Here is a 23085-nt window from a genome sequence, read left to right as displayed (position 1 = left end):
CCCCGCCAGACTGACGGGCGTACTCAAGCGACCCGACTCCGCTGACGCCCTGGCGTTCACCGGGCCGCTCCTGCGCACCCGAGGAAAGGTTTCAGAATGGATCAAGGCAATACTGCCTTCCTTCTCATCGCGGCGGCACTCGTGCTGCTGATGACGCCAGGACTGGCGTTCTTCTACGGCGGCCTGGTCCGCGCCAAGAGCGTCATCAGCATGATGATGCTCAGCTTCGGTGCCATGGGGCTCATCGGGGTGCTGTGGGTGCTGTACGGCTACGCGATCGCCTTCGGCAACGGCCCCGCGGGCCCCGCCGGCACCGACTCCTTCGTCGGCATCGACGGCTTCCTCGGGATCGACGTCGCGCAGATCGGCCTCCAGGGCGTCTACGACGACGCACTCGGCGAGCAGACCGGCGCCTACCCGGTCCTCGCCTTCGCCGCCTTCCAGGCGACCTTCGCGATCATCACCGTCGCGCTCATCTCGGGTGCCATCGCCGACCGCGCCAAGTTCGGCGCCTGGATGGTCTTCGCCGGAGTCTGGGCGACCGTCGTCTACTTCCCCGTCGCCTCCTGGGTCTTCAACTTCACCCTCGGTGACGAGGGCGTCGTCGACGGCGGTTGGATCGCGTACAACATCGGAGCGATCGACTTCGCGGGCGGCACCGCCGTCCACATCAACGCCGGTGCGGCGGCCCTCGCCCTCGCGATCGTCCTCGGCAAGCGCGTGAACTTCACCAAGGGTGCGCACCAGCCGCACAACCCGCCCTTCGTGCTGCTGGGCGCCGGACTCCTCTGGTTCGGCTGGTTCGGCTTCAACGCCGGCTCCGAGCTCGCGGCCGACGGCTTCGCGGCCATCGCGTTCCTCAACACCATCGCCGCCCCCGCCGCGGCGATCCTCGGCTGGCTCGTCATCGAGAAGATCAAGGACGGGAAGCCGACCTCGGTCGGCGCCGCCTCGGGTGCCGTCGCCGGCCTCGTCGCGATCACCCCGGCCTGCGCCAGCCTCTCGCCGTTCTGGGCGATCGTCCTCGGCGTCATCACCGGTGCGGTCTGCGCCCTGGCGATCGACCTCAAGTACAAGCTCGGCTACGACGACTCGCTCGACGTGGTCGGCGTCCACCTCGTCGGCGGTCTGATCGGAACGCTCTACATCGGCTTCTTCGGCACCGATGTCGGACTGTTCCTCGGCGGCGGATTCGACCAGCTCGGCAAGCAGGCCCTCGCGGCCTTCACCGTCCTGGCCTACTCGTTCCTGATGACCCTCCTGATCGGCTGGGTCATCCAGAAGACGATCGGATTCCGCGTCAAGAACGAGGACGAGGTCGCGGGCATCGACACCGCGATCCACGGCGAGAACGGCTACGTCCTGGCGGACTAGCACTCGCACCACCGCGCGCACCACCCGGAGGGGGTGCCGGCTCCTCGGAGTCGGCACCCCCTCCTCGTCGTGCACGCCGTCCGACGCCGGGTCGCCGATCCGGGCTAGGGTTCCGGGGTGCCCTCCTCACGCTCGGTCGCATCGTTCCTCCTCCGGCTGCTGGGGCGGGTGAGCGCCTCCCGACCCGACACGGCCCCGACGGCGCAGCGGCCCTTCCTCACCGCGCGGGACGCCGCTCCGGGAGCGACGGGAGTCGGGCGGACCACCGAGGTCGATCCGACCCGCGTCCGCGGCGTCCACCTCGGCTACGCGCCGACCGCCGACGGGGATCCCGACCCGGGGGAGATCGTCTGGACCTGGGTGCCCTACGAGGAGGACGACGGTCGCGGCAAGGACCGCCCCGTGCTGGTGCTCGCCGTCGAGAAGGCGGGGACGGTGCTCGCGGTCCGCCTGAGCTCGAAGCAGCACGACGACTACCTCCCGATCGGGACGGGAGCGTGGGACCCGGAGGGGCGCCCGAGCTACGTCGATCCGGAGCGGGTGTTCCGGGTGCACCCCGCCGGCATGCGGCGCGAGGGCGCGGCGCTCGACCGCTCGCACTTCGACTCCGTCGCGAAGTCGGTCTCGGCGCGCTACGGCTGGCGCTGAGGTCAGGCGGTCGGGGCGATGGTGACGAACTCGGGGTACTTCGCCGAGCGTCCGTCGCCCGACGACGTCCCCGCCAGTCGGCGGCGCACCCAGGGCGCGACGTGCTGCCGGTAGTACTGCGCCGATCCGCCCGGCGCTGAGGCGGGCTGCTCGGGCAGAGCCTGCCACGAGGCCGGCGGGGTGAGTCCGAGCGAGGACAGCACGCGCGAGGCGACCCGGTGGTGCCCGCGCGGACCCATGTGCAGGCGGTCCTCGGACCACAGCTCGGTGCGCCGGAACTCCGGGTCGTTCCAGTTGTCGGCCACAACGACGTCGGTACGGCCGTCGAGCCGGCGGAGGACCGCGTCCGTCAGCGCGTCTCCGCGGCGCTTGATCATCCGGCCGAGGGGCAGCCGTGCCGAGGGGTCGGCGCCGGCGAGCGCGATCAGGGTGACCCCCTCCTCGTCGCAGCGCTCGAGGACGCGGAGGTAGGAGTCGGCGATGCTGCCGATGTCCGCTCGCGGGCGCAGCATGTCGTTGCCGCCTCCGTTGAAGGAGAGGTGCGTCGGCTTCAGGGCGAGGGCGGGCTCGAGCTGCTCGGCGACGATCGGGGCGATCAGGCGCCCGCGGATCGCGAGGTTCGCGTACTGGATGCTCTCGCCCGTCGCATCCGCCCAGCCCTGCGCGGCGAGATCGGCCCAGCCGCGCGCCGTGCCGTCGGGCAGCTCGTCGCCGACGCCCTCGGTGAAGGAGTCGCCGATGGCGACGAGACGGACGGCGGTCATCGGGTTCCTCGGCGGGGCATCGTCGCACTGTACTCCGGCGGCGGGCGCTCGGCGTGCGGCGCTCTGTCGTCCCGGATCCCGCTCAGAGCGGCACGGCCGCCGCCTCCCTCTCGGCCGCCGCGACCGCCCCGCGCCGCCGGTGGCGCCGCTCGATCGCCTGACCCGCGTAGCTCGCCGAGACGATCAGCGCGGCGCCGCAGACGCCGACGGGGCCGATCGCCTCGCCCGCGACCACGACTCCGACCAGCAGCGCCCACACGGGCTCCGTGCCCATCAGGATGCTCGCGCGCGACGCCGACGTGCGTCGCACCGCCCACAGCTGCACGACGAACGCGAACAGGGAGCAGAGGAGCCCGAGGAAGAGGACGTCGGCCCAGGCGTGTGCGTCCAGGCGCGCGACGGCGACGGGCAGGTCGCCACCGGCCAGCAGCGAGAACGCGCTCGCGCAGACCAGCATCTGGACGAGAACGACTCCGAGGGATCCCTCGGTGCGGCCACGGGTGAGGTGCGCACTCGCCGTGACGTGGATCGCCCGAACGATCGCGGCCGCCACCACCAGGCCGTCACCCCAGGTCGGGGTGCGCAGTCCGCCCTCGGACACGAGGAGCGCGACACCGACCACCGCGGCGACCGCGGCGACGAAGTACGAGCGGGGGAGCCAGGCGCGCGAGGCGGCGCCCTCGAGGACCGGCGTCATCACCAGCGCCAAGCTGATCAGCAGGCCCGCGTTGGTCGCCGACGTGAGGTGGACGCCCCAGGTCTCGAGACCGATGATCACCGCCTGGGAGCAGCCGAGGACCGCGGCGATCAGCAGCCCCCGGCCGCGGGGGAGGCGCTCCCTCCGGGCGACGCAGACCAGGGCGGTCGCGATCGCCGCGACGAGGAAGCGGAGTGCCACGGCGGACGGGACCCCTGTCTCGGCGGCGAGATCCTTCGCGGCGAGGAAGCTCGCACCCCAGACCGCGGCGACGCCGATCAGGAGGAGGTCGACGACGGGTTCGGAGCGAGTGCGCGGGGCCATGCGACCACTGTCGCGGGCGGGAACGCGGAAGAACAACGGGTATCTCCTGCATCGTTGCATTAGGAAGGACTCATGGATCCGACTCGACTCCGCCTCCTCCGCGAACTCGGCGACCGCGGGAGCGTCGCGGCCGTCGCGACCGCGATGCACGTCAGCCCCTCGGCCGTCTCTCAGCAGCTCGCGGCGCTGCAGGCCGCGATCCCGGTGCCGCTGACGGTCAAGGACGGCCGCAGGCTCGTGCTCACCGAGGCGGGGGAGGCCCTCGCCGTCGCGTCGACGCGGGTGGAGGAGGCTCTCGCCCAGGCGCGGGACGCGGTCGAGTCGTTCCTCGAGCAGGAGGAGCGGCCGGTCGGCCTCTCGGCCTTCCACAGCGCGGGACTCGCCCTGTTCGGCCCGCTGCTGCGGGAGCTCGACGGCCGCCCGCGCGTCTCGCTCGCCGACGCAGACGTCGCCCAGGACGCGTTCGCGGGCCTCACCGCCGACCACGACCTTGTAATCGCCCACCGCCTGGCCCACGACCCGCCGTGGCCCCTCGCCCGCCTCGTCGTGACTCCGCTCGTCGTCGAGCCCCTCGACATCGCCCTGCCCGCCGATCACCCGCTCGCCGCCCAGGCCGGCATCCGGCCCGAGCAGCTGCGCACCGAGCGCTGGATCTCGACGCACGAGGGCTTCCCGCTCACCGGGGTCCTCGAGCACCTCGGCGCCCTGATCGGCGAGTCGCCCCGGATCGAGCACCGGATCAACGAGTTCTCGGTCGCGGCGCACGTCGTCCGCGCCGGCGCCGCCCTCGCCGTGATGCCGCGGATCACGGCGGCCGCGCTCGCCGTCGACGGGATGGTGCTGCGGCCGGTCGTCGGCGCCTCGCTCGTCCGCCACGTCGACGTGCTGGCCCGCCACGACGCACTCGCCCGGACGCCGGTGCGCACGGTGCTCGCGGCGCTGCGGAGGGTGGCCGCGGCCGTGGAGCGCGGCGCCGCCTGAGACCCCCTCGCCGAGTGTCGTGGGCCGGACGGTCAGGTGGGTCCGGAACACTGCAGAAGTCGGATACCACCGACGCGCCCGGAATCGCAGACCGGTGCGGGCGGTGGTGCGGCGCGACGTCACGATCCCACGAAGGAGACACGATGACCGATCAGGCCGGAATCCCCGAGGCCACCACGCTCGAGGGGACGCAGCGCACCATCGCGATCCTCGGAGCGGGCGGCGATCTCACTGAGCGGCTGCTCATCCCGGGCCTCGGCCGGGTGGCGGAGCTCGCCCGCGCCTCCGAGCTCACGCTGATCGGCGCCGCGCGGACGCCGCAGAGCGACGACGAGTGGAAGGCGCTCGTCCGGCGCAGCCTCGAGACCGCCGGGACGTCAGCGCACACCGTCGAGTCGCTGGTCTCGCGCGCCTTCTTCGTCGCGACCGACGCCTCCGACCCGGAGCAGCTGAAGGCCCTGCTCGACGCGTGCCCGTCGGCTCCGGTGCTCTACGTCGCCCTCCCGCCCGCCATGGGCCACGCCGTCGCCGACTCGCTCGCCGCGATCGAGCTCCCCGACGACCTCGTCGTCGCCATCGAGAAGCCGTTCGGCGAGGACCTCGACGACGCGGTCGCCCTGAACACCGCGCTCGCTGCCGTCCTCCCCGAGGGCCGCCTCTGGCGCATCGACCACTTCCTCGGCAACGCCACCGTGATGGGGATGCTCGGACTGCGCTTCGGCAACCGGCTGCTCGAGTCGAGCTGGAACGCCGAGAACATCGAGAAGATCGAGATCGTCTACGACGAGACGCTGGGGATCGAGGGGCGCGCCGCGTTCTACGACGGCACCGGTGCGCTGCGGGACATGCTGCAGAGCCACCTCCTGATGGTGCTCGCCCTCACCACGATGGAGCGACCCGACGAGATCGTCGCGCGCGACGTCCACGAGCGGATGGCCGAGGTGCTCGGAGCCGTCCGGCTGTGGCGGGACGATCCCTCCTCCGCTCGCCGCGCCCGCTACACCGAGGGTCGCGTGGACGGCCGCTTCTTCCCCTCGTACGTAGACGAGCCCGACGTCGACCCCTCCGCCGGCACCGAGACGCTCGCCCAGGTGCTGCTGCAGATCGACTCGCCCCGCTGGGCCGGGGTCCCGTTCCTGCTGCGCTCCGGCAAGGGGATCGGCGACCCGCGCTCCGAGGTCGCGGTGCACTTCCGTCCCGCGACGCCTCCCCGGGGCCTGCGCGGTGCGGCTGAGGAGGCCGGGACGGTCCTGCGCATGTCGCTGAAGGGCGGCGACGTGCACCTCGACCTCTTCGTGAACTCGGCCGACGATCTCACCGACCTCGAGCGGGTGACGCTCGAGGCGCAGCCCGGGACGGCCACGCTCGACCCCTACGCGCAGGTCCTGGCCGGGATCCTCCAGGGCGACACGCTGCTGTCGGTGCCGGGCGACGTGGCGGAGCAGTGCTGGCGCATCGTCACTCCGGTGCTCACCGAGTGGGCGCGCGGCGAGGCTCCCCTCGAGGAGTACCCCGCGGGGAGCGCTGGGCCCGCCGACTGGTGAGCATGTGCGCGCTCCTCACGCGCGTGGGAGCACCGTGCCCTGATGGAAGCGGAGGAGCGGTTCTTCGAGCTGCCAGAGAGACGTAGGGGCTGCGGAGCGGCCGCCCGTCATGGAGGTCGGTATCGGTGAGAGACCGTCACGCCCCCGAAACGCCGCCGCCACACCCCGTCCGTAGCGTGAGCCGGAGCGACCCGCGACCCGACGGGCCGCTGAGGGCCGGGCAGAGGAGCAGCAATGAGTGGGAACACGGTTCGTCGCGATGCGATCAAGGACGTCGAGGCGTACGTGCCCCCGGCCGTCAGCTTCACCGACGCGGAGGCGCCCGGGCAGATCTTCGGCGAGAACGTCTTCAGCACCATCGTGATGCGCCAGCGACTGCCGAAGTCGGTCTTCAAGTCGGTCATGGCCACGATCGAGCACGGAGCGAAGCTCGACCCGCTGGTCGCCGACGCCGTCGCCTCGGCCATGAAGGACTGGGCGCTCGAGAAGGGCGCGACGCACTACGCGCACGTGTTCTATCCGCTCACGGGCCTGACCGCCGAGAAGCACGACTCGTTCTTCGAGCCCGTCGGCGACGGCTCCGCCCTCGCGGAGTTCGCCGGCAAGACGCTGGTCCAGGGCGAGCCGGACGCCTCGAGCTTCCCCAACGGCGGCCTGCGCAACACCTTCGAGGCCCGCGGCTACACCGGGTGGGACGTCACGAGCCCGGCGTACGTCCTCGAGAACCCGAACGGCAACACCCTCTGCATCCCCACCGTGTTCGTCTCGATGACGGGGGAGGCGCTCGACCACAAGACGCCGCTGCTGCGCTCGCAGCAGGCGATGGGCGAGCACGCCGCGCGGATCCTCACGCTCTTCGGGCACGCGGATCCGGCGAAGATCGTGTCCTTCTGCGGACCCGAGCAGGAGTACTTCCTGATCGACCGGCACTTCTTCCTCGCGCGGCCCGACCTGCTGAACGCCGGGCGCACCCTCTTCGGCACCACGCCGCCCAAGGGCCAGGAGTTCGACGACCACTACTTCGGCGCGATCCCGGAGCGTGTGCTCGGCTTCATGATGGACACGGAGCGGGAGCTGTTCAAGCTCGGCATCCCCGCGAAGACCCGGCACAACGAGGTGGCGCCCGGCCAGTTCGAGATCGCGCCGATGTTCGAGCGCGGCAACATCGCGGCCGACCACCAGCAGCTGCTGATGACCACGTTCAAGACGATCGCCAAGAAGCACGGGATGGAGTGCCTCTTCCACGAGAAGCCGTTCCAGGGCGTCAACGGCTCGGGCAAGCACGTCAACTTCTCGCTCGGCAACAGCGAGCTCGGCTCCCTCCTCGTCCCGGGCGACACCCCGCACGAGAACGCGCAGTTCCTCGTCTTCTGCGCCGCGGTCATCCGCGCGGTGCACCTCTACGGCGGGCTGCTGCGCGCCTCGGTCGCATCGGCCTCGAACGACCACCGCCTGGGCGCCAACGAGGCGCCGCCGGCGATCATCTCGATCTTCCTCGGCGACCAGCTCGGCGACGTCTTCGAGCAGCTCGCGAAGGGCCCGGCGACCTCGTCGAAGGGCAAAGGCACGATGCAGATCGGAGTCGACACCCTCCCCGTCCTGCCGACGGACCCGGGTGACCGCAACCGCACCAGCCCGTTCGCCTTCACGGGCAACCGCTTCGAGTTCCGCGCACCGGGATCGATGCAGTCGGTGAGCGGCCCGATGGTCACGATCAACACGATCATGGCCGACTCGCTCGACTACGCGGCGACCGAGCTCGAGAACGCGGTCGCCGACGGCGCCGACTTCGACACGGCCGTGCAGGAGCTGCTGACCCGCATCATCACCGAGCACGGCGCTGTCGTCTTCAACGGCGACGGCTACGCGGACGCCTGGCCCGTCGAGGCGGAGCGACGCGGTCTGGCGAACCTGCGCACCACGCTGGACGCCCTGCCCGAGCTGATCACGGACGAGGCCCTGGCGCTGTTCGAGAAGTACCGGGTGTTCAATGACCGCGAGATGCACAGCCGGTACGAGATCGGCCTCGAGCAGTACAGCCTCAGCATCGGCGTCGAGGCGCGGCTCACGCTCGAGATGGGCAGGACCTCCATCCTGCCCGCGGCCGTACGGCACCAGACGGAGCTCGCGGTGAACGTGGGAGCACTGAAGGCCGCCGGGGTCGAGGCCGACCTCGCGCCGCTCACCGAGGTCGGCGACTCCGTCACCGCCCTGCGGGCCGCCCTCGCGACGCTCACCTCGGCGCTCGCCGAGGAGGTCGCGCACGACGCCCTCGCGGAGGCGCAGCACGCGAAGGACACGCTGCTGCCGGCGATGAACGCGGTCCGCACGGCCGCGGACACCATCGAGAGCATCATCGCCGACGACCTGTGGCCGCTGCCGACCTACCAGGAGATGCTCTTCATCCTCTGACGCCCCGCCCGGGACCGCTCGACAGCGGCGGTCCCGGACCGGCGTCCGGGTACTCTGGGGACCCACATGACTCCCGACAGCGAACCGCCCGTCACCCTGACCGACTCCCTCGAAGACCGGCTGCGCGCCCAGGTCGCCCGCGAGGGGGAGCGGACCGTCGCCCTGCGCGCTGCCGCCCTGCTCACCGGCGGCTACGAGGGCGAGTCCTTCCTGCTGACGGTCGGCGGCGAGCACGCCGACGGGATCCTGAAGGGTGCACCGTCGCTCTACTGGCCCGAGCTGTGGGGCGCCCGCGCCCTGCTGTACGTCTGGGACGACGCCGCGGCCGAGGCCGTGACCGCCGGTCTCGCGAACGCCTCCTGGCGCGTCCGCGAGATGTGCGCGCGGGTCTGCGCCGAGCGCCTCCTGGGCGGTCAGAAGAAGCTGGCGCGCCTCACGACCGACGAGCACCCCCGCGTCCGCGCCGCCGGAGCCCGCGCGCTGGCGGCCGTCGCCGTCGCCGGCACCACCTCGGGTCGCGACGAGAAGGGCGAGTTCGCGGCCAGCGTCGAGCAGACGCTGACCGCGATGTTGCGGGACCCCGACCGCGATGTCCGCCGCGTGGCCCAGCAGTCGGCAGACGCGCTCCGGGACGCGCGCGCCTGACGACCTTCTGCCCAGGCCTTCCGGCGGTGGCGGATCTACTGGGACGAGACCATGCGCGCCCGCTGGTCGAGTAGCCGCCCCAGGCGGCGGAGCGGCGGCGCGTCTCCGTGCTGAGGGAGAAGGCGGTGCCCGTCGCCACCCATGCTGGTCGAGCCCGCAGCCCCGCAGGGGCGTACCGAGACCCACCGACGTCAGCAGATCGGCCTCATGGCCAGGCCTTCTGACGGACGTGGCTCTCGATACGCCCGCTGCGCGGGCTACTCGATCAGCGAGGACGGGGCGACACCGGTGAGGTGACCTCTCCTAGGAGACCCGGGCTTCTGACGGCCGTGGATCTCGATACGCCCGCGGCGAGGGCCGAGGGCTCGATCGGCGAGGTCGCGTCAGAGCGGGCGGGGCCGGTAGGCCTCGATCAGCGAGTCGAAGAGCGTGTTCATCCGCGCGTCGACGACCCGGCGCGACGGATCGGCGTCGTACCACTCGACGATCTCGCGCGCGCCGTCGCTGAAGCGGACGGTCGGCGAGAAGGCGGGCACGAGGCTCCGGATCTTGGCGTTGTCGAAGACCATCGAGTGGGCCTTGTCGCCCAGGAGCCCGGCGCCGAGAGCGGGGTCGGCCGCCGCGATCGCGTCCGAGGTCACGTGCACGAGGCGGGCCTCGACTCCTGCGGCCGCGGCGAGCGCGTGGTGGATCTGGTCCCAGGTCGGCGTCTCGTCGCCGGTGATGTGGAAGGCCTCGCCGATCGCTCCGGTCGCGCCGAACAGCCCGACGAGACCGACCGCGACGTCGTCGGTGTGGGTGAGCGTCCACAGCGACGTGCCGTCGCCCAGGACGACCACCTCGAGGCCGCGGCGCATCCGGTCGACGACCGTCCAGCCGCCGTCGACCGGCAGAGCCGTCCGATCGTAGGTGTGCGAGGGCCGCACGATCGTGATCGGGAAGCCGCTGCGGCGGTACTCGGCCACCAGCAGGTCCTCGCAGGCGATCTTGTCCCGCGAGTACTCCCAGAACGGATTGCGCAGCGGAGTCGACTCGGTGACCGGCAGCCGGCTCGGCGGGGTCTGGTAGGCGGACGCGGAGCTGATGAAGACGTACTGACCGGTGCGCCCGGTGAACAGGTCGATGTCCTGCTGCACGTGCTCGGGAGTGAAGGCGGCGAACTCGACGACGACGTCGAAGCTCTCGTCGCCGAGCGCGGCGCGGACGGACTCGGCGTCGCGGATGTCGCCGCGGAGCTCGCGGACCCCGTCCGGGAGGGGGCGGATCGCGGTCGTGCCGCGGTTCAGCACCGTGACGTCGAAACCCAGCAGGAGGGAGCGGACGACGCAGGCCGAGCTGATGATGCCCGTTCCTCCGATGAACAGAACACTGAGCGTCATGGTCGACCTGGCTTTCTGTGAGGCGGCGGGGGAGTGCGATGCCCTCGGCTCGAGGGGCGCGCCGCAGTCGATTCCCTCACGGCGCAGCCGCTTCGGGAGGAACCTCGACGTCGCCACGCCGAGGGACGCTGCGAATCGTCGCGGGAGAGCACCGAGCGACAGCGCGGAGAGGAGAGTGCGGATCAGTCCGTCATCGCGCGGTGCAGCGTCTGGACCATCAGTGCCAGAGTCGCATCCACTTCGCGGCGATCGGCGCCTCTGAGGATCGGATGCCCCTGCTCGAGAGAGCGGCGGACCGCCTGGATCGAGTCGGTGGGCGCATCCCTGCCCGAGATCAGTATCGCCGGACGGATCACCAGCGATGCTCTTCGCCCGGGAGCCCCACCGATGACGCCCTCGACAGAGAGACGTCTCTGGACAGAAGGCGACCTCGGCCGTGACGGCGAACCTGGCTTCCCGTCACGGCCGAGCGGGCCTGCGCCCAGGAGGATCGATCGGATGCCGGAGCCAACCCGAATGGCTCCGACCGGCGATCCTCCGACGGTCCTTCCGGATTCTGATCCGGCAGGTCCGACCGCTCTAGGGATAACACCCGCAAGGTGCGCTGGCAAATCCCCTCTTCGCGCCGTCCCTTCTCGGAATCGGGTGTTCACGCCGTCGAATCGTCCCGGACAGAGCCGACAGCGATGAATCATCGAGAGAGGATCGTCACCTCTTCTGCGCATTCCTGCCGCACTGTCGCCGAACGGGAGAGAGGGCGGCGAGACGGACTCGGCAAGTGGTCTACTGTCGCGATCAGGCTCTCTGCGCGCGAGGCGCGGAGCACAGGAGTCAGGATCCACACGGTGACGGCAGCGGGAACGACCTCGGGGCACGACGGCGATCCGGGCGGGGATGCCGGGCTGCTGTCCGCGTCCGTCATCGACGCGCTCACGCACTGGTTCGACCGGGACGCACCCGTCGCCCGGTCGATCAGCTACGCGGTCTTCGACCGCCGGGGGATCCTGTTCGAGCACGCGATCGGGGAGGCGGATGCGTCCGGCGCACTCCCGCGTCGCGACACGGTCTACCGGATCGCCTCCCTCTCGAAGAGCTTCCAGGCCGCGGCCGTCCTCCTCCTGCGCGATCGGGGCCTGCTCACCCTCGACGACCGGCTGTCGGCGCACGTCCCGCAGTTCACGGATCCGGTCGACCGGGCCGGTGTCGTCCTGCCGGTCACGGTGCGGATGGTCCTGAGCAACTGCTCCGGACTGCCGGAGGACAACGGCTGGGCCGACCACGAGATGGGTATGGCGCGGGAGGAGTTCCTCGCGCTCGTCGCCCGAGGACTCGCCTTCACCGAACGGCCCGGAGACGGCTACCAGTACTCGAACATCGGCTTCTGGCTGCTCGGGATCCTCGTCGAGAACGTGTCGGGCCGGGAGTTCGCCGACCTCGTCGCCTCCGAGCTGCTCGAACCGCTCGGGCTGACCGGCACCCGCTACCGCGTCACCGACTACGCGGCGGACGGCGTCGGGGGAGGGATCGCCCAGGGCTTCAGCACGGTCGACCGGGGCCGGACCTGGTCCGCGCGACCCGTCGTCGGATCCGGGGTCGGCGCCTGCGCCGCGAGCCTGTTCAGCACGCTCCCGGACATCGCCCGCTGGAGCTCCTGGCTCGGCAGCGCCTTCGACCCGGAGAACGCGGACGACGCGATCCTCAGCCGCGCGTCGCGCCGCGAGATGCAGCGCGGATCGACGACCATCCCCGCAGGACCGCTCCAGCCGGCGAGCCCACACCTCGCCTCCGCCGCCTACGGCCTCGGGCTGGTCGTCGAGCAGGACGAGCGCTTCGGCACGCTCGTGCAGCACTCCGGCGGACTGCCCGGGTGGTCGGCGAACATGCGCTGGCATCCCGCCTCGGGGATCGGAGTGGCCGTGTTCGCGAACACCGACGGCGTGCGAGCCGCGGTCCCCGCTGCGGCGATGCTCCGAGCGGTCCTCGTCGATCTCGACCTCCCCGCCCGGGAGATCGCCCTGCTGCCGTCGACCCTCGCCGCCGCGCGGGCCGTCGAGGACGCGATCGTCCGGTTCGGCGACGTGGCCGCTCCCGGTGCGGCCGCGCTCTTCAGCCCGAACCTGCTCAGCGACGTCCCGGCCGACGTCCGTCGAGAGCGGCTCTCCGCCGCGCTCGCCGAGGTCGGCGGCCTGGACGAGGCTCGCGGTGCCGCCCCGCTGACCGAGCGGATGCTGTGGAGCGCGTCCGCGGCCCAGCTGACGTTCCTCCTCCCGGGACGCACGGGCAATCTCGAGTGCCGGATCGAGCTGACCCCCACCGAGCCGGCCCTCGTGCAGCGCCTCGTGATCGAGGAGCGCGATCCGGCGAGCGCGAACGCCTCGGTGGTCCGGCACTACCGCCCCGTGGACGGCTCACACCCGCGCGACGAGGCTCTGAGCGGCAGCTCACCTGCGGACGAGGCCCGCGGTCCGTTCACGGACGACTCGGCGAGCGGTGTCGACCTAGGCTGATCGGCGTGACTCCCGCAGCGCCGACCCTCGCCGCTGTGGGCGCGATCCGCGTCGCCGTCGGCGTCCTCGCGATCGCGGTGGTCGGGTACGCCTACGGCCTGTCCGTGGCGGCCGGCGAGCCGAACCCGTTCGACTACTTCGGCTACTTCACCAACCAGACGAGCGTCGTCGTGAGCGTCCTGCTCGTCATCGCGGGCGTGCGCTCGCTCGCCCGGCGTGCGACTCCCGCCTGGTTCAGCGTCCTCCGCGGCGCGGCGACTACCTACTCGATCGTGGTGGCCGTGATCTACAACACCCTCGTGCCCGGCACCGGATCCGCGCCGCCGTGGGTGAGCGCGGCGCTGCACGTCGTCCTCCCCGCGATCGTCCTGCTCGACTGGGCCCTCGTACCCGACCGGAGCCTGCTGCCGTGGCGGCGACTGTGGGTGGTCCTGCCGTATCCGCTCGTCTGGCTCGTCGTCGTCCTCGTCCGCGGGGCGACCGACGGCTGGGTTCCGTACGGCTTCCTGCTCCCCGAGAACGGCGCGACCTCCCTGGCGCTCCACGTCGTCGGCCTGAGCGCCGCCGTTCTCGCGGCGGGCGCGCTCGTCTGGGTGCTGAGCAGACGCTCGAGCCGTGTGGTCGCCCAGGGCGGGCCGCGTGCGGTCGGCGGGCGCTGATCCGTCATCGGTGGGACCCTGGAGCCCATGCACACGCGACGATCGGGCCTCGACGGCGGGAGTGCCCCCCCTCCAGCGCACGAGCTGGTTCGACGAGGGCGTCGTCGCCCAGCTGTCGGAGGCCGCCTCGACCCGGTGACGTCGGCGCGGTGAGGTCCGGCGCTCGCCGAACGGTCTGCAGCGCCGCGCTCGCGCGGGAAGCTTGTCAGCTCCGAGAGTCGTTCTGCCCGCGGTCACCAGTGAGCGCGGCTTCGCGGGCGCGGATGTGCTCCTCGGCGCTGATCGTGCCCGCCGCGCGGAGAGCGTCGAGTTCGGCCAGCCGGTCGGTGAGCGAGACGCCCGCCGGTCCGACTCCGTGCCGCAGGTAGCGGGCGGCGATGTCGGTCTGCAGCGTCGTCGGATCGACGCCGAGCTGCCGGGCGCGGCGCACGTTCCGGACGATCAGCACCACGATCAGGACGATCACAGCGAGGATCACGATCGGGACGACCGCGAAGGCGACGGAGTACCACGGCGGCACGACGATCTGCTCCGGCACCGTCGGGGCGAAGAAGTCCGAGCGGAGCGCGACGGGGACGTTCGCGGAGTGAGCGGTGCTGAGCATCATGCGACCTCCTCGATCGTGGGCGTCCCTCGAGTCTGCTCCCGCCCGGCCGTGCCCGCATCGCCCGGCCGGGGGAGGGCCGAGGTGCCGCCCGTGGTCAGCACTTCGGCGGCGGTGCTCAGCGGAAAGGCCGGCTGATGGCGCTGCTCGTCTGGAACAGCACGATCCACACGAGGAACGTCCGGAGTGGACGCAACGGCCATCCGACGAATCGCCGCCACCCTGCCCGCTCGGGCCAGGTGATCGCGATCGTGACCTGCGTGCCGCCCGTCGTGGGCGTCAGGGAGAACTCCGTGAGGATCGCCGTGCTCCGGGGAGCGTCGGGGGAGGCGACTCGCCACGCCACGTGTTCCGGGCGATCCAGCTCGACGAGCTCGATGCGCTTGCGCCGGAGCCGAGGCTTGATCCTCACCGGCTTCCCGTCGGTTCGGCGGAGGCGCGCGTGACCGTGCCAGACCGCACCCGGCATCAGGTCCTGGCCCGAGTCGTCGAGATGGCCGACGCTCAGCTCCCACTCGGGGACGCGGAGGGGATCGGCGACGAGCGCCCACACGTCCTCGATCGGCGCAGGGACGAAGGCCTCCGTCGATCTCGAGGCTCGCCCACTCGCCGCGGGCCAGGGCGTCGTCTCCGGGGAGTCGAGGCGGTCCAGACGGGCGAGCACGTCATCGGGTGTCGTGCCCAGACGGCGGAGGAGGTCGGTGATCTGGCCGCTCGGCTCGGCGACGAGCTCGCGCAGAACCGCCGCGGCGTCGCCTCCCTTGCCGGTGCCCCCGGCACGGGCGAGCAGGTCGGCCGAGCGCCTGCTCCACTCGTATCCGGAGGTCTCGTGGAAGACGATCCGCCCCGACTCGGGGAACGGCGCGTCGATACCGAGCGACGCCAGCTGCTCCGCGTGCTGGGCCTGCACAGCGCGACGGACGGCGGCGAGGTCGACCTGCGGGCTGCGCAGCGCCCGGCCCGCGGACTGGTCGCTGATGACGAGCGCCAGGAGCAGGTGCTCGAGGTCTGCTTCGCGCAGCCCGAGCCGGGAGGCCTCCTCCATCGCGGCGAGAGTGAGGGACTGACTGGTCTGCGCGACGCGAGCGAACTTGCTCATGCTCTTCTCCTGGGGGTCGGGATGGTCGGGTCGATCCGCTTGGAGTGCTTCTTGTGCGCGGCCTGACGGGTCACGCCGAGCGCGTCGGCGATGTCCTGCCAGGTCATCCCCGCCCGCAGCGCGGCCTCGACCTGGCGCAGTTCCATCGTGTCGGCGAGCACGCGCAGCGAGGAGACGGCCCGCAGGCCCGCCTTCGGGTCGCTCAGGTCTGCTGCGACTGCTGCGATCTCCGAGGACTCCATGCTGTCAACCTATGTTGCTCACGACGGGGGTGTCAACCCGAGTTGCTACGAGCGCCGCCTCCTGCTGTGCGGATCGGTTGCTGCCTCAGTCCACCGGTCCAGGTCGGAGACTCGCGGTCACGAGCAGGGCGCGACGGCACTCCGCGGCAGAGACGATGTCGGGCCCGGGCAGGCTGGAGCAGCACTCCTCGAGCAGCACTGCGGTGCCGTCAGCGCTCTCAGGCCGCGCGCACGCCCCCGGCTCCGGCCCGACGTCCCGCGGTGAAGCGGAGGAGGAGGGTCCCCGCGAGCACGATCGCCGCCGCGACGAGCGCCGCGATCCCGGCCGGGACCGAGACGAGCTCGCCGCCGAATCGGCCGACGGCGACCCAGGAGAGGCCCCAGCACAGCGAGAGCATCGGGGCGATGCGGCCGCGGCCCGTGACGGCGAGCAGCAGGCCGACCAGCGCGGCGACGATCAGCACGGCGACGGCCCAGGCGGAGGCGCCCGGCCCGTCGGCACTGCCGATCCCCGCGCCGACGAGACCCGCCGTGACGTTGGCGACCGTCGCGACGCAGACCCAGCCGAGGTAGAGGCCGAACGTGCCGTCGGTGATGATCGCGTCGACCACGCCGCTCGAGCGCGTGGCGCGCAGGAGCACGAAGATCCGGGCGAGGACGGCGAGCAGGAGGGCGATGACCACGACGCTGAGCGCGAGGAGACCGGCCTGCACGACCAGGATCCACGCGGCGTTGAGGATGAGGCTGGCGGCGGCCCAGTAGCCGAGGCGGCGGTGACGGCTCCGGGCCGCCTGCGAGGGCAGGAACTGCCAGATCGCGTAGGCGATGAGCCCGGCGTAGATGACGCTCCAGATCGCGAACGCCGGGCCGTCGGGGGCGACGGGAGTCGAGGACGCGCTCAGGGCGCCTCCCGCCGCGTCCTGGATCTGCGTGCCGCCCGCGGCGCCCGACCCGATGAAGGAGCCGATCAGGGCGAGGACCGCGCTGACCGCGACGACCGCCTGCCGGATCCGGTCGGCACGGGTGGGGGATGCTGTGGCGGTCATGTCGCTCCTCAGTTACTCAGCTGGCTGAGTAACGACCGTAGCGCGCTGACCGCCTCCCTCGGAAGGCGGGGCTTCTCGCCGTGCCGATGGTTGACGGAGGGGTGCTCGAGTGCTCGGTGCTCGCGGCGCACTCGATCAGGTGAGGCGCTCGGTCAGGTGCACGGTGACCGGATCCCCCAGCTCCCGGCCGAGCTCCTTGCGGAGCTTCGCGCTGATCGAGAGCATGTGGCCGCCGGTGCCGGTCGGCATCAGCCCGGCGGTGATCGGCTCGCCATCGACCGTCGCGACGACCCGCACCGCCTTGCCGGTGCCGAGCAGCTCGACCGATCCCGGGACTTCGACGCACGACCAGAGCTCACCCTTCACGGTGACTCCGATCGGCGCGGTGAAGCGGACATCCATCGGACCGGGGCTCGTGCTCACGGGAACTCCTCTCGTCACCTCTCACGTGAGCAGACAGGCGTCGGCGCTTCTGCGGCGAGCCGGCCCACTGACGACCCGAGGGGTCTCGCGGCCTTCTAGGCCTGGTCCGCCTCCGCGTGCGGGAGAGGGACCTGAAGGTCGGAGGCGGTCAGCGGGGTCTCCGCCAGCCTGCGACTCAGCGCGTCGCGCTCGGCCGTGAGGGAGGCGATCGTCGGCCGGTCCAGACGCGGGTCGGCGATGTCGCTGAAGGGGCTCTCGGTGCCGGTGCGCGCCGAGACGGCGGCGGCGTACTTCGTCGCGGCTCGCTTGACGTCGGCGGCGGCACCCTCGATGCGGCCGCGCCGGCTCTTCTTGCCGGAGGCGAGCTCGGCGTGCTTCTCGAGTGCGTCGGCGAGCTTGCGGTGTGCGGATTCGATCTTCTTCGACATGCGTCCATCTTCCCGCAGTCGCGCGCCGATTCCGTCGACCGAGCGGAACCGGGGCGGACGGGACTCCCGAGGGCCGCCCGGCGCGGTCTCGTGGCGCGAGCGGCCCCGGAGGCAGCGGGTCAGCCCTGCACGATGACGACCTTGCCGCTGCCCTTCTCCGCCAGGGTGTGCGCCTCGACGACGTCGGCCAGCGAGAGCTCGTGATCGACGCGGGGCGTGTAGCGCCCGTCGCGGCCCAGCGCGGCCGCGAACCGCAGGAGGGCCGAATCGTTGCGGGCGTCGACCTTCCGCAGGCCGAGGCGAGCAGCGCCCTGGTCGTCGATCACAGTGACGACCCGAGAGGCGTCCCCGACGATGGCCAGCAGTTCGGGCAGGGAGTCGGACGGGGCCGAGTGCAGGGCCGCGTCCACTCCGCCCGGGGCCAGGGCCGCCACGCGCTCGGCGAGCCCGGGGCCGTAGGTGGTGGGGAGGACGCCGAGCGACTCGAGATAGCCGGCGTTGCCGGCGCTCCCGGTGCCGATGACGGTGGCGCCGGCGGCGAGGGCGAAGGCCGCCGCCGCGCTGCCCACGGCGCCGGACGCACCCTCGATGAGGAGGGTGCGTCCGTTCAGATCACCCAGGGCGTCGATGACCGCCGCCGCGGTGGCGGAGGCGAGTCCCGCGGCAGCGGCCTGCGCCGTCGACCAGCGCTCGGGGACGGCGCTCCAGGCGGTGAGGACCGCGAACTCGGCCGTGGTGTCGCTGACCCCGCCCAGTCCGAACACGACGTCGCCGATCTGCGTGTCCGTCACCCCCGGGCCGACCTCGTCGACGACTCCGACCGCGTCGCGGCCCGGGACGGCGGGCAGGGCGAGGGGGAGGAACTGCGCGAGACGCCCCGCGCGGAGCAGGACGTCGATCGGATTCACGCTGGTGGCCTGCACGGCGATCCGCACCGATCCCTCGACGGCGTGGGGCTCCGGCGCGTCCTCGACGACGAGGACGTCGGGGGCACCGTAGGAGTGGAAACGGACTGCGCGCATGCGAGGACTGCTCTCTGATCGGGGCGGTGCAGCAGATCCTTGCTGCGGAAACGAACGCTACGCCCTTTTCCTTTCCGCAGCAAACGACGGTAAGGTGCGTGCATGCCCGCAGCCGATCGCCTCTCGCCGCAGGAGGACCGCACCTGGTCGCTGCTCGTGGGGGTCATGATGTGGCTGCCCGCCGAGCTGGACGCCTACCTCGAGCGCTCCGCCGATCTCAGCCACGCCGAGTACGGAGTACTGCGCTGCCTCTCCGTCAGCGAGGACCGCGAGGTGCACATGGGACGCCTGGCGGCCACCGCGAGCGTGACCCCGTCGCACCTCTCGCGGATCGTCGCCCGGCTCGAGAAGCGGAACCTCCTCGCCCGCAGCACGGATCCGGCGGACGCCCGCAGGACGCTGGCCCGGCTGACCGAGTCGGGAGCGGGCCTCCTCGAGGAGGTCGAGCCCGGCTATGTCGCGGAGGTCCGCGCGCGCGTCTTCGAGCGCCTCGAGGGCCGGCAGCTCGACCAGGTCGAGGACTTCGCGGAGGCCGTCCTCACCCCGCTGCGGAGCGACTGCGTGAGCCTCCTGCCGCCCCGATCGGAGCGCTGAGGCGCCGTCGACTCATCGGCGGCTCGCTCGGCCCCTTGCGTCAGAGCGCGACGGTCAGGTCGTACGGGACCGCTCGCCAACCGCAGCCGGCACCGTTGGGCTCGTCCGTGAGCACCCAATCGATCTCGTGATCCTGCTCCTCCAGGGTGCGACCAGCGGAGTCGAGGAGGGTGAGGTGCACCGCGTCGGGGTGATGGTCACCGAAGTCGTAGATCCACAGATTCGACACGGAGTGGGTCACCCAGTAGGAACGCCCGGTCGGGGGCGCGGCCGCCTGCGACGGGTAGGCGCAGATGTCCTCCGCGCAGAGTCCGATGTCCGCGATGATCTCGACATCGTCGCCGCGCACCGTGACGCGGAGCTCGTTCGTGTAGCCGATCTCGTGGCAGTGCACGCCGCAGCCCGAGAGAGCCAGGGCGACTGCGCCGCCGAGAGCGACTGCCGGCCCCGCGGCACGGAGACGGGCGGAAGACACGCCTAGGTCGTGGCGTCGCGCTTGAGGCGCTGCTTCGCCGCCCGCTCGGTGAGGACGGAGAGGTAGTCCTGCACGGGGCGATCGAGGAGCTTGGTCAGCTCGTCCCGCACGATCGCCTCGACAACGCCTTCGGCACGATCGGGGTACTTCTTGCGCACCGCGGCGGTCGCATCGCGGACGACCTGGTCGACATCGAGATCAGTGGTCATGTCGACAGGATGGGGCACGAAGGTTAACGAACCTCATGAGTCCGCCTCACCTCCGTTCGCGGCAGGCCACCTTCGAGTCTGGAACAGCTGAACGGGCCGACTCACCCGTTCCGCGCGTCGAGCTCGAGCGCGGCCACGACCTCCGCGACCTCCGCCCGGGCGTGCGCATCGAGGCCGCGCACCGGGCGCGGGAGGCAGTTCTCGGGTACGAGGCCGAGGATCTCCGCGACAGCGGCGATGACCCGGTAGCTGCCGCCGTGCCGCGCGAAGAGATCCCACAGCGGCTGCAGCCGGACGGACTCCGCGGTCGCGGTCGCGTGGTCTCCGGCCTGCGCGGCGCGGGTGATCGCCAGTGCGGTCCGGGGGAGGGTCCCGCCGATCACCGAGTACCAGGCGTCGCAGCCGCCGTTCAGCCCGAGGGCGGCGAACGCGTCCCCGGACACCCCGATCGTGACGTCCTCGGGCAGGCGCCTCCGGATCGTGCGCACGCGCTGGGCGGCCGCGGTCGGGTCGGCGGGGACTCCGGGGATCTTGATCGAGGCGACCCGCGGCAGACGCGCGATCGCCGAGTAGAGGTCATCGGTGAAGGTGACATGCGTGGTTCCGGGATTGTCGTAGACCACCAGCGGCACGGAGACGTTCGCCGCGACGTCCTCGAACAGCCCGAGCACGTCGTCGTCGGTCAACGGCTGGTAGGTGACCGGAGCCAGGAGCAGCGCGCTCGCGCCCGCGTCCTGCGCATCCTCCGCGAGAGCGAGGACCTGCGACGTGCGGAGTGCCCCGATCCCGACGACGACCGGGACCGCTCCGGCGTGCGCGACCGCCGACTCGGCCACCCGGCGCCGCTCGTCGCGGTCGAGGTAGAGGTAGGACCCGGTCGAGCCCAGGGCGGTGATCGAGTCCACGCCCGCTCCCGCCAGGCGCTCGATCAGACCGGCGAACGCGGGTTCGTCGACCGCGTCGTCGCGGAGGGGCGTGAGGGGGAAGGCGCTGAGGCCGGCCAGCATGGTGATCCCTTTCGAGAGGAGGAGACGTCGCAAGTCTCCGCGGAAGAGGAGCGCGGCCGCGACGCCAGAAGGACCGTTGAGCGCTGGACCAGCAGATCCCGATTCGACCGGAGGCGCGGGTCAGCTCCGTCTCGTCGGCCGGTAGGTCAGCGCGAGGGTCCGTCCATCGAGCGTGCGGCTGTCGAGGAGGTCGAGGTCGTAGTCGTCCAGCCCGGCGAAAATCGGGCTGACGCCCGTGCGTCCCGTGATGACCGGGAACACCGTCACCTCGATCCGGTCGACGAGCCCGGCCGCCAGAAGCGCGCGATTCAAGGTCAGACTGGCCTGGGATCGGAGCGGGACACCGGACGTCTCCTTGAGTCGGCCGACGATGTCCACCGCGTCCCCGCTCTCGATCGTCGCGTCGGGCCAGCCGAGCGTGTCCCGCAGGGTCGAGGCCACGACGGTGGCCGGCATCGACAGGAGCCGCACGTTCCACTCGTCGAGCGCGTTCGGGTCGACCCCGGCCGCGAAGATCCCGGCCATCTCGCGGAAGGTCGTCGCTCCGTAGACCATGCGCTGCGGCTCGGCGAACAGTTCTGCTCGCCGCTCGAGGAGCTCGGGACCCTGCTTCGACCAGTAGCCTCCCCAGTCGACGCCCTCCGGCCCGGGGTCGTAGGACCCGTAGCCGTCGAGGGTGGAGAAGACGTCCCACGTGTAGGTCGCCGCCATGCTGTGCACTCCTTCGTCTCAGGATGGGGAGGGTCACCCGACAGTGGATCGGGACACCGTCGCCTGCTCGGGTCGCCCCCTGTGAACGCCTCCTCGAGCTCTCGCCGAGGGACGTCAGGGCGGAGACGATGACGCAGCATCGCCGGATGCGGCTCCTCGGTCTAGTCTGCGCGTATCGCACGCGGTGGTGCGACGAGGGGGAGTGGCACGGTGGGACGGATCAGCGCGACGGAGAGCATGAGCCTCGACGGGGTCATGCAGGGCCTCGGACGCCCGGACGAGGACACCCGGGGTGGGTTCCCGCACGGCGGATGGGGAGACGGCTACCAGGACGAGGTGTCCGCGGCGTTCATGTCCGAGGGGATGACCGGCGACGGAGCGATGCTCTTCGGTCGCCGCACCTACGAGGATCTGCTCGGCTACTGGACGACGAAACCGGCTCCGAACCCGTTCACGGACTTCCTCACCCACGTGCCGAAGTACGTCGTGTCCCGCTCCGCGACGACGGCACTGGCGTACCCCGAGTCGATCCTCCTGGCGGGCGACGCGGTCGGCACCGTCGGCTCGCTCCGCGAGTCCTTCGACGGAGTCCTCACCGTCCTGGGCAGCGGCGCCCTCATCCGGGACCTCCATCGCGCAGGGCTCGTCGACGAGTACGTCCTGCAGATCCACCCGATCCTGCTGGGCACCGGGCAGCGGCTGTTCGGCGAGGCCGAGCGGAGGGATCTCGTGCTGGAGCGGAGCGTCACCACCACGACCGGCGTCATCATCGCCCAGTACTCGGTACCGCGCTGAGGGCGCGGCGGCTCCGGAGGGTCGACCGACCTGTGCTGCGGGGAGTGGGCCGCCGTCAGGGTTCGAGGTTCGTGAGCCCTCGACCGGTGGCGGGATCCCAGGGGATCGACTCGTGGTCGTGGATGATCCTCCAGCTGCCGTCGATGCGCTTCCAGACCAGCGTGGCGCGGACCCACATGGACACCTCGTCGCCGGAGTGCAACGTCCCGGTCACGTGATAGAGGAACGCCGTCGAGCCGACGTCGCCGCCGACGTCGATCTGCAGGTCGTGCACCTCGTAGCCGGGACCGCTCGCGTAGCCGTCGAACCACGCGCGCGTCTGCTCCGCCACCTGATCCGAGCCGCGGAGGCGCAGGGGCGGCAGGACGTTGTAGGCCAGGACATCGTCGGCCTGCGCGTCCGCGAGGTACAGGGCGTCGTGCCGTGCGATGGCCTGAACGCGCTCGTCGATCAGGGTGCGGAGTTCGAGTGCTGCGGTGTCATCGGTCACCGGTTC

26 protein-coding genes are annotated in these 23085 nt (G+C 71.7%); 10 read left to right on the top strand and 16 right to left on the bottom strand.

The features are described from left to right. Positions 1-96: 96 nt before the first annotated feature. Positions 97-1374, top strand: a complete 1278-nt coding sequence (locus GRS96_RS11715) for an ammonium transporter (protein ID WP_159853671.1) — start codon at positions 97-99, stop codon at positions 1372-1374. A 117-nt stretch (positions 1375-1491) separates the two neighbouring features. Next, on the top strand, positions 1492-2022 hold the full coding sequence (locus tag GRS96_RS11710; RefSeq protein WP_159853669.1) for a type II toxin-antitoxin system PemK/MazF family toxin: 531 nt from the start codon (positions 1492-1494) through the stop codon (positions 2020-2022). Positions 2023-2024: 2 nt separating this feature from the next. Here GRS96_RS11710 and GRS96_RS11705 read toward each other — a convergent pair whose 3' ends face one another. Further along, positions 2025-2786, bottom strand: a complete 762-nt coding sequence (locus GRS96_RS11705; protein WP_159853667.1) for an SGNH/GDSL hydrolase family protein — start codon at positions 2784-2786, stop codon at positions 2025-2027. 82 nt (positions 2787-2868) lie between these two features. Continuing rightward, complete coding sequence (locus GRS96_RS11700) at positions 2869-3807, bottom strand: DMT family transporter (RefSeq protein ID WP_159853665.1); 939 nt, start codon at positions 3805-3807, stop codon at positions 2869-2871. A 72-nt stretch (positions 3808-3879) separates the two neighbouring features. Between GRS96_RS11700 and GRS96_RS11695 the strand changes: the two genes are divergently transcribed. From GRS96_RS11695 to GRS96_RS11680, 4 genes are all read left to right on the top strand, one after another. Further along, positions 3880-4788, top strand: a complete 909-nt coding sequence (locus GRS96_RS11695; RefSeq protein ID WP_159988530.1) for a LysR family transcriptional regulator — start codon at positions 3880-3882, stop codon at positions 4786-4788. A 143-nt stretch (positions 4789-4931) separates the two neighbouring features. Further along, entirely contained in the window at positions 4932-6332 is a 1401-nt protein-coding gene (locus GRS96_RS11690) for a glucose-6-phosphate dehydrogenase (RefSeq protein WP_159988529.1), read from the top strand. Positions 6333-6566: 234 nt separating this feature from the next. Then, entirely contained in the window at positions 6567-8744 is a 2178-nt protein-coding gene (locus GRS96_RS11685) for a glutamine synthetase III family protein (RefSeq protein ID WP_159988528.1), read from the top strand. 66 nt (positions 8745-8810) lie between these two features. Next, positions 8811-9389: a HEAT repeat domain-containing protein gene (locus tag GRS96_RS11680; protein WP_235021815.1), complete on the top strand. Its 579-nt coding sequence runs from the start codon at positions 8811-8813 to the stop codon at positions 9387-9389. Positions 9390-9772: 383 nt separating this feature from the next. Here the strand turns inward: GRS96_RS11680 and GRS96_RS11675 are convergent, their stop codons facing one another. Beyond that, on the bottom strand, positions 9773-10768 hold the full coding sequence (locus GRS96_RS11675) for an NAD-dependent epimerase/dehydratase family protein (RefSeq protein ID WP_159988527.1): 996 nt from the start codon (positions 10766-10768) through the stop codon (positions 9773-9775). A 182-nt stretch (positions 10769-10950) separates the two neighbouring features. Then, on the bottom strand, positions 10951-11124 hold the full coding sequence (locus GRS96_RS11670; protein ID WP_159853656.1) for a hypothetical protein: 174 nt from the start codon (positions 11122-11124) through the stop codon (positions 10951-10953). 489 nt (positions 11125-11613) lie between these two features. Between GRS96_RS11670 and GRS96_RS11665 the strand changes: the two genes are divergently transcribed. After that, positions 11614-13275 (top strand): serine hydrolase domain-containing protein, encoded by a 1662-nt coding sequence (locus GRS96_RS11665; protein WP_159988526.1) that lies wholly within the window; start codon positions 11614-11616, stop codon positions 13273-13275. 5 nt (positions 13276-13280) lie between these two features. Continuing rightward, positions 13281-13934 carry a Pr6Pr family membrane protein gene (locus GRS96_RS11660; protein WP_235021814.1) on the top strand — a complete coding sequence of 218 codons (654 nt, stop codon included), beginning with the start codon at positions 13281-13283 and terminating at the stop codon, positions 13932-13934. 205 nt (positions 13935-14139) lie between these two features. Here GRS96_RS11660 and GRS96_RS11655 read toward each other — a convergent pair whose 3' ends face one another. The 7 genes from GRS96_RS11655 to GRS96_RS11625 all read right to left on the bottom strand — a co-directional run bounded on the left by GRS96_RS11655 (position 14140) and on the right by GRS96_RS11625 (position 18798). Beyond that, the gene (locus GRS96_RS11655) at positions 14140-14541 is read right to left on the bottom strand and encodes a hypothetical protein (RefSeq protein ID WP_159988525.1); all 402 of its coding nucleotides are present in this window, start codon (positions 14539-14541) and stop codon (positions 14140-14142) included. Between the two features lie 115 nt (positions 14542-14656). Next, positions 14657-15637 carry an SRPBCC family protein gene (locus GRS96_RS11650; protein ID WP_159988524.1) on the bottom strand — a complete coding sequence of 327 codons (981 nt, stop codon included), beginning with the start codon at positions 15635-15637 and terminating at the stop codon, positions 14657-14659. After that, positions 15634-15879 carry a hypothetical protein gene (locus GRS96_RS11645; RefSeq protein WP_159988523.1) on the bottom strand — a complete coding sequence of 82 codons (246 nt, stop codon included), beginning with the start codon at positions 15877-15879 and terminating at the stop codon, positions 15634-15636. The genes GRS96_RS11650 and GRS96_RS11645 overlap by 4 nt, the downstream gene beginning before the upstream one ends. A gap of 218 nt (positions 15880-16097) precedes the next feature. Next, positions 16098-16925: a tryptophan-rich sensory protein gene (locus tag GRS96_RS11640; RefSeq protein ID WP_159988522.1), complete on the bottom strand. Its 828-nt coding sequence runs from the start codon at positions 16923-16925 to the stop codon at positions 16098-16100. Positions 16926-17060: 135 nt separating this feature from the next. Continuing rightward, positions 17061-17348, bottom strand: a complete 288-nt coding sequence (locus GRS96_RS11635) for a DUF1905 domain-containing protein (protein WP_236553622.1) — start codon at positions 17346-17348, stop codon at positions 17061-17063. A gap of 95 nt (positions 17349-17443) precedes the next feature. Further along, a complete protein-coding gene (locus GRS96_RS11630; RefSeq protein ID WP_159853643.1) occupies positions 17444-17776 on the bottom strand; it encodes a hypothetical protein in 333 nt (110 codons plus the stop codon). A 119-nt stretch (positions 17777-17895) separates the two neighbouring features. Further along, complete coding sequence (locus GRS96_RS11625) at positions 17896-18798, bottom strand: alcohol dehydrogenase catalytic domain-containing protein (RefSeq protein WP_159988521.1); 903 nt, start codon at positions 18796-18798, stop codon at positions 17896-17898. A gap of 102 nt (positions 18799-18900) precedes the next feature. Between GRS96_RS11625 and GRS96_RS11620 the strand changes: the two genes are divergently transcribed. After that, positions 18901-19392, top strand: a complete 492-nt coding sequence (locus GRS96_RS11620) for a MarR family winged helix-turn-helix transcriptional regulator (RefSeq protein WP_159853639.1) — start codon at positions 18901-18903, stop codon at positions 19390-19392. Between the two features lie 40 nt (positions 19393-19432). Here the strand turns inward: GRS96_RS11620 and GRS96_RS11615 are convergent, their stop codons facing one another. From GRS96_RS11615 to GRS96_RS11600, 4 genes are all read right to left on the bottom strand, one after another. Next, positions 19433-19867, bottom strand: a complete 435-nt coding sequence (locus GRS96_RS11615) for a hypothetical protein (protein WP_159988520.1) — start codon at positions 19865-19867, stop codon at positions 19433-19435. A gap of 2 nt (positions 19868-19869) precedes the next feature. Continuing rightward, the gene (locus tag GRS96_RS11610; RefSeq protein WP_159853635.1) at positions 19870-20076 is read right to left on the bottom strand and encodes a three-helix bundle dimerization domain-containing protein; all 207 of its coding nucleotides are present in this window, start codon (positions 20074-20076) and stop codon (positions 19870-19872) included. 101 nt (positions 20077-20177) lie between these two features. Continuing rightward, positions 20178-21083, bottom strand: a complete 906-nt coding sequence (locus GRS96_RS11605) for a dihydrodipicolinate synthase family protein (RefSeq protein ID WP_159988519.1) — start codon at positions 21081-21083, stop codon at positions 20178-20180. A gap of 120 nt (positions 21084-21203) precedes the next feature. Beyond that, positions 21204-21794, bottom strand: coding sequence for a dihydrofolate reductase family protein (locus GRS96_RS11600; protein ID WP_159988518.1), 591 nt, complete (start codon positions 21792-21794; stop codon positions 21204-21206). Positions 21795-22031: 237 nt separating this feature from the next. Between GRS96_RS11600 and GRS96_RS11595 the strand changes: the two genes are divergently transcribed. Further along, the gene (locus GRS96_RS11595; protein ID WP_236553621.1) at positions 22032-22589 is read left to right on the top strand and encodes a dihydrofolate reductase family protein; all 558 of its coding nucleotides are present in this window, start codon (positions 22032-22034) and stop codon (positions 22587-22589) included. Between the two features lie 55 nt (positions 22590-22644). Here GRS96_RS11595 and GRS96_RS11590 read toward each other — a convergent pair whose 3' ends face one another. Continuing rightward, positions 22645-23079, bottom strand: coding sequence for a YybH family protein (locus tag GRS96_RS11590; protein WP_159853627.1), 435 nt, complete (start codon positions 23077-23079; stop codon positions 22645-22647). Positions 23080-23085 lie beyond the last annotated feature (6 nt).

Source organism: Rathayibacter sp. VKM Ac-2803 (assembly GCF_009807175.1).
In the GTDB taxonomy this organism is placed as follows: Bacteria; Actinomycetota; Actinomycetes; order Actinomycetales; family Microbacteriaceae; genus Rathayibacter.
This window is presented reverse-complemented; position numbering and strand designations above follow the sequence as displayed.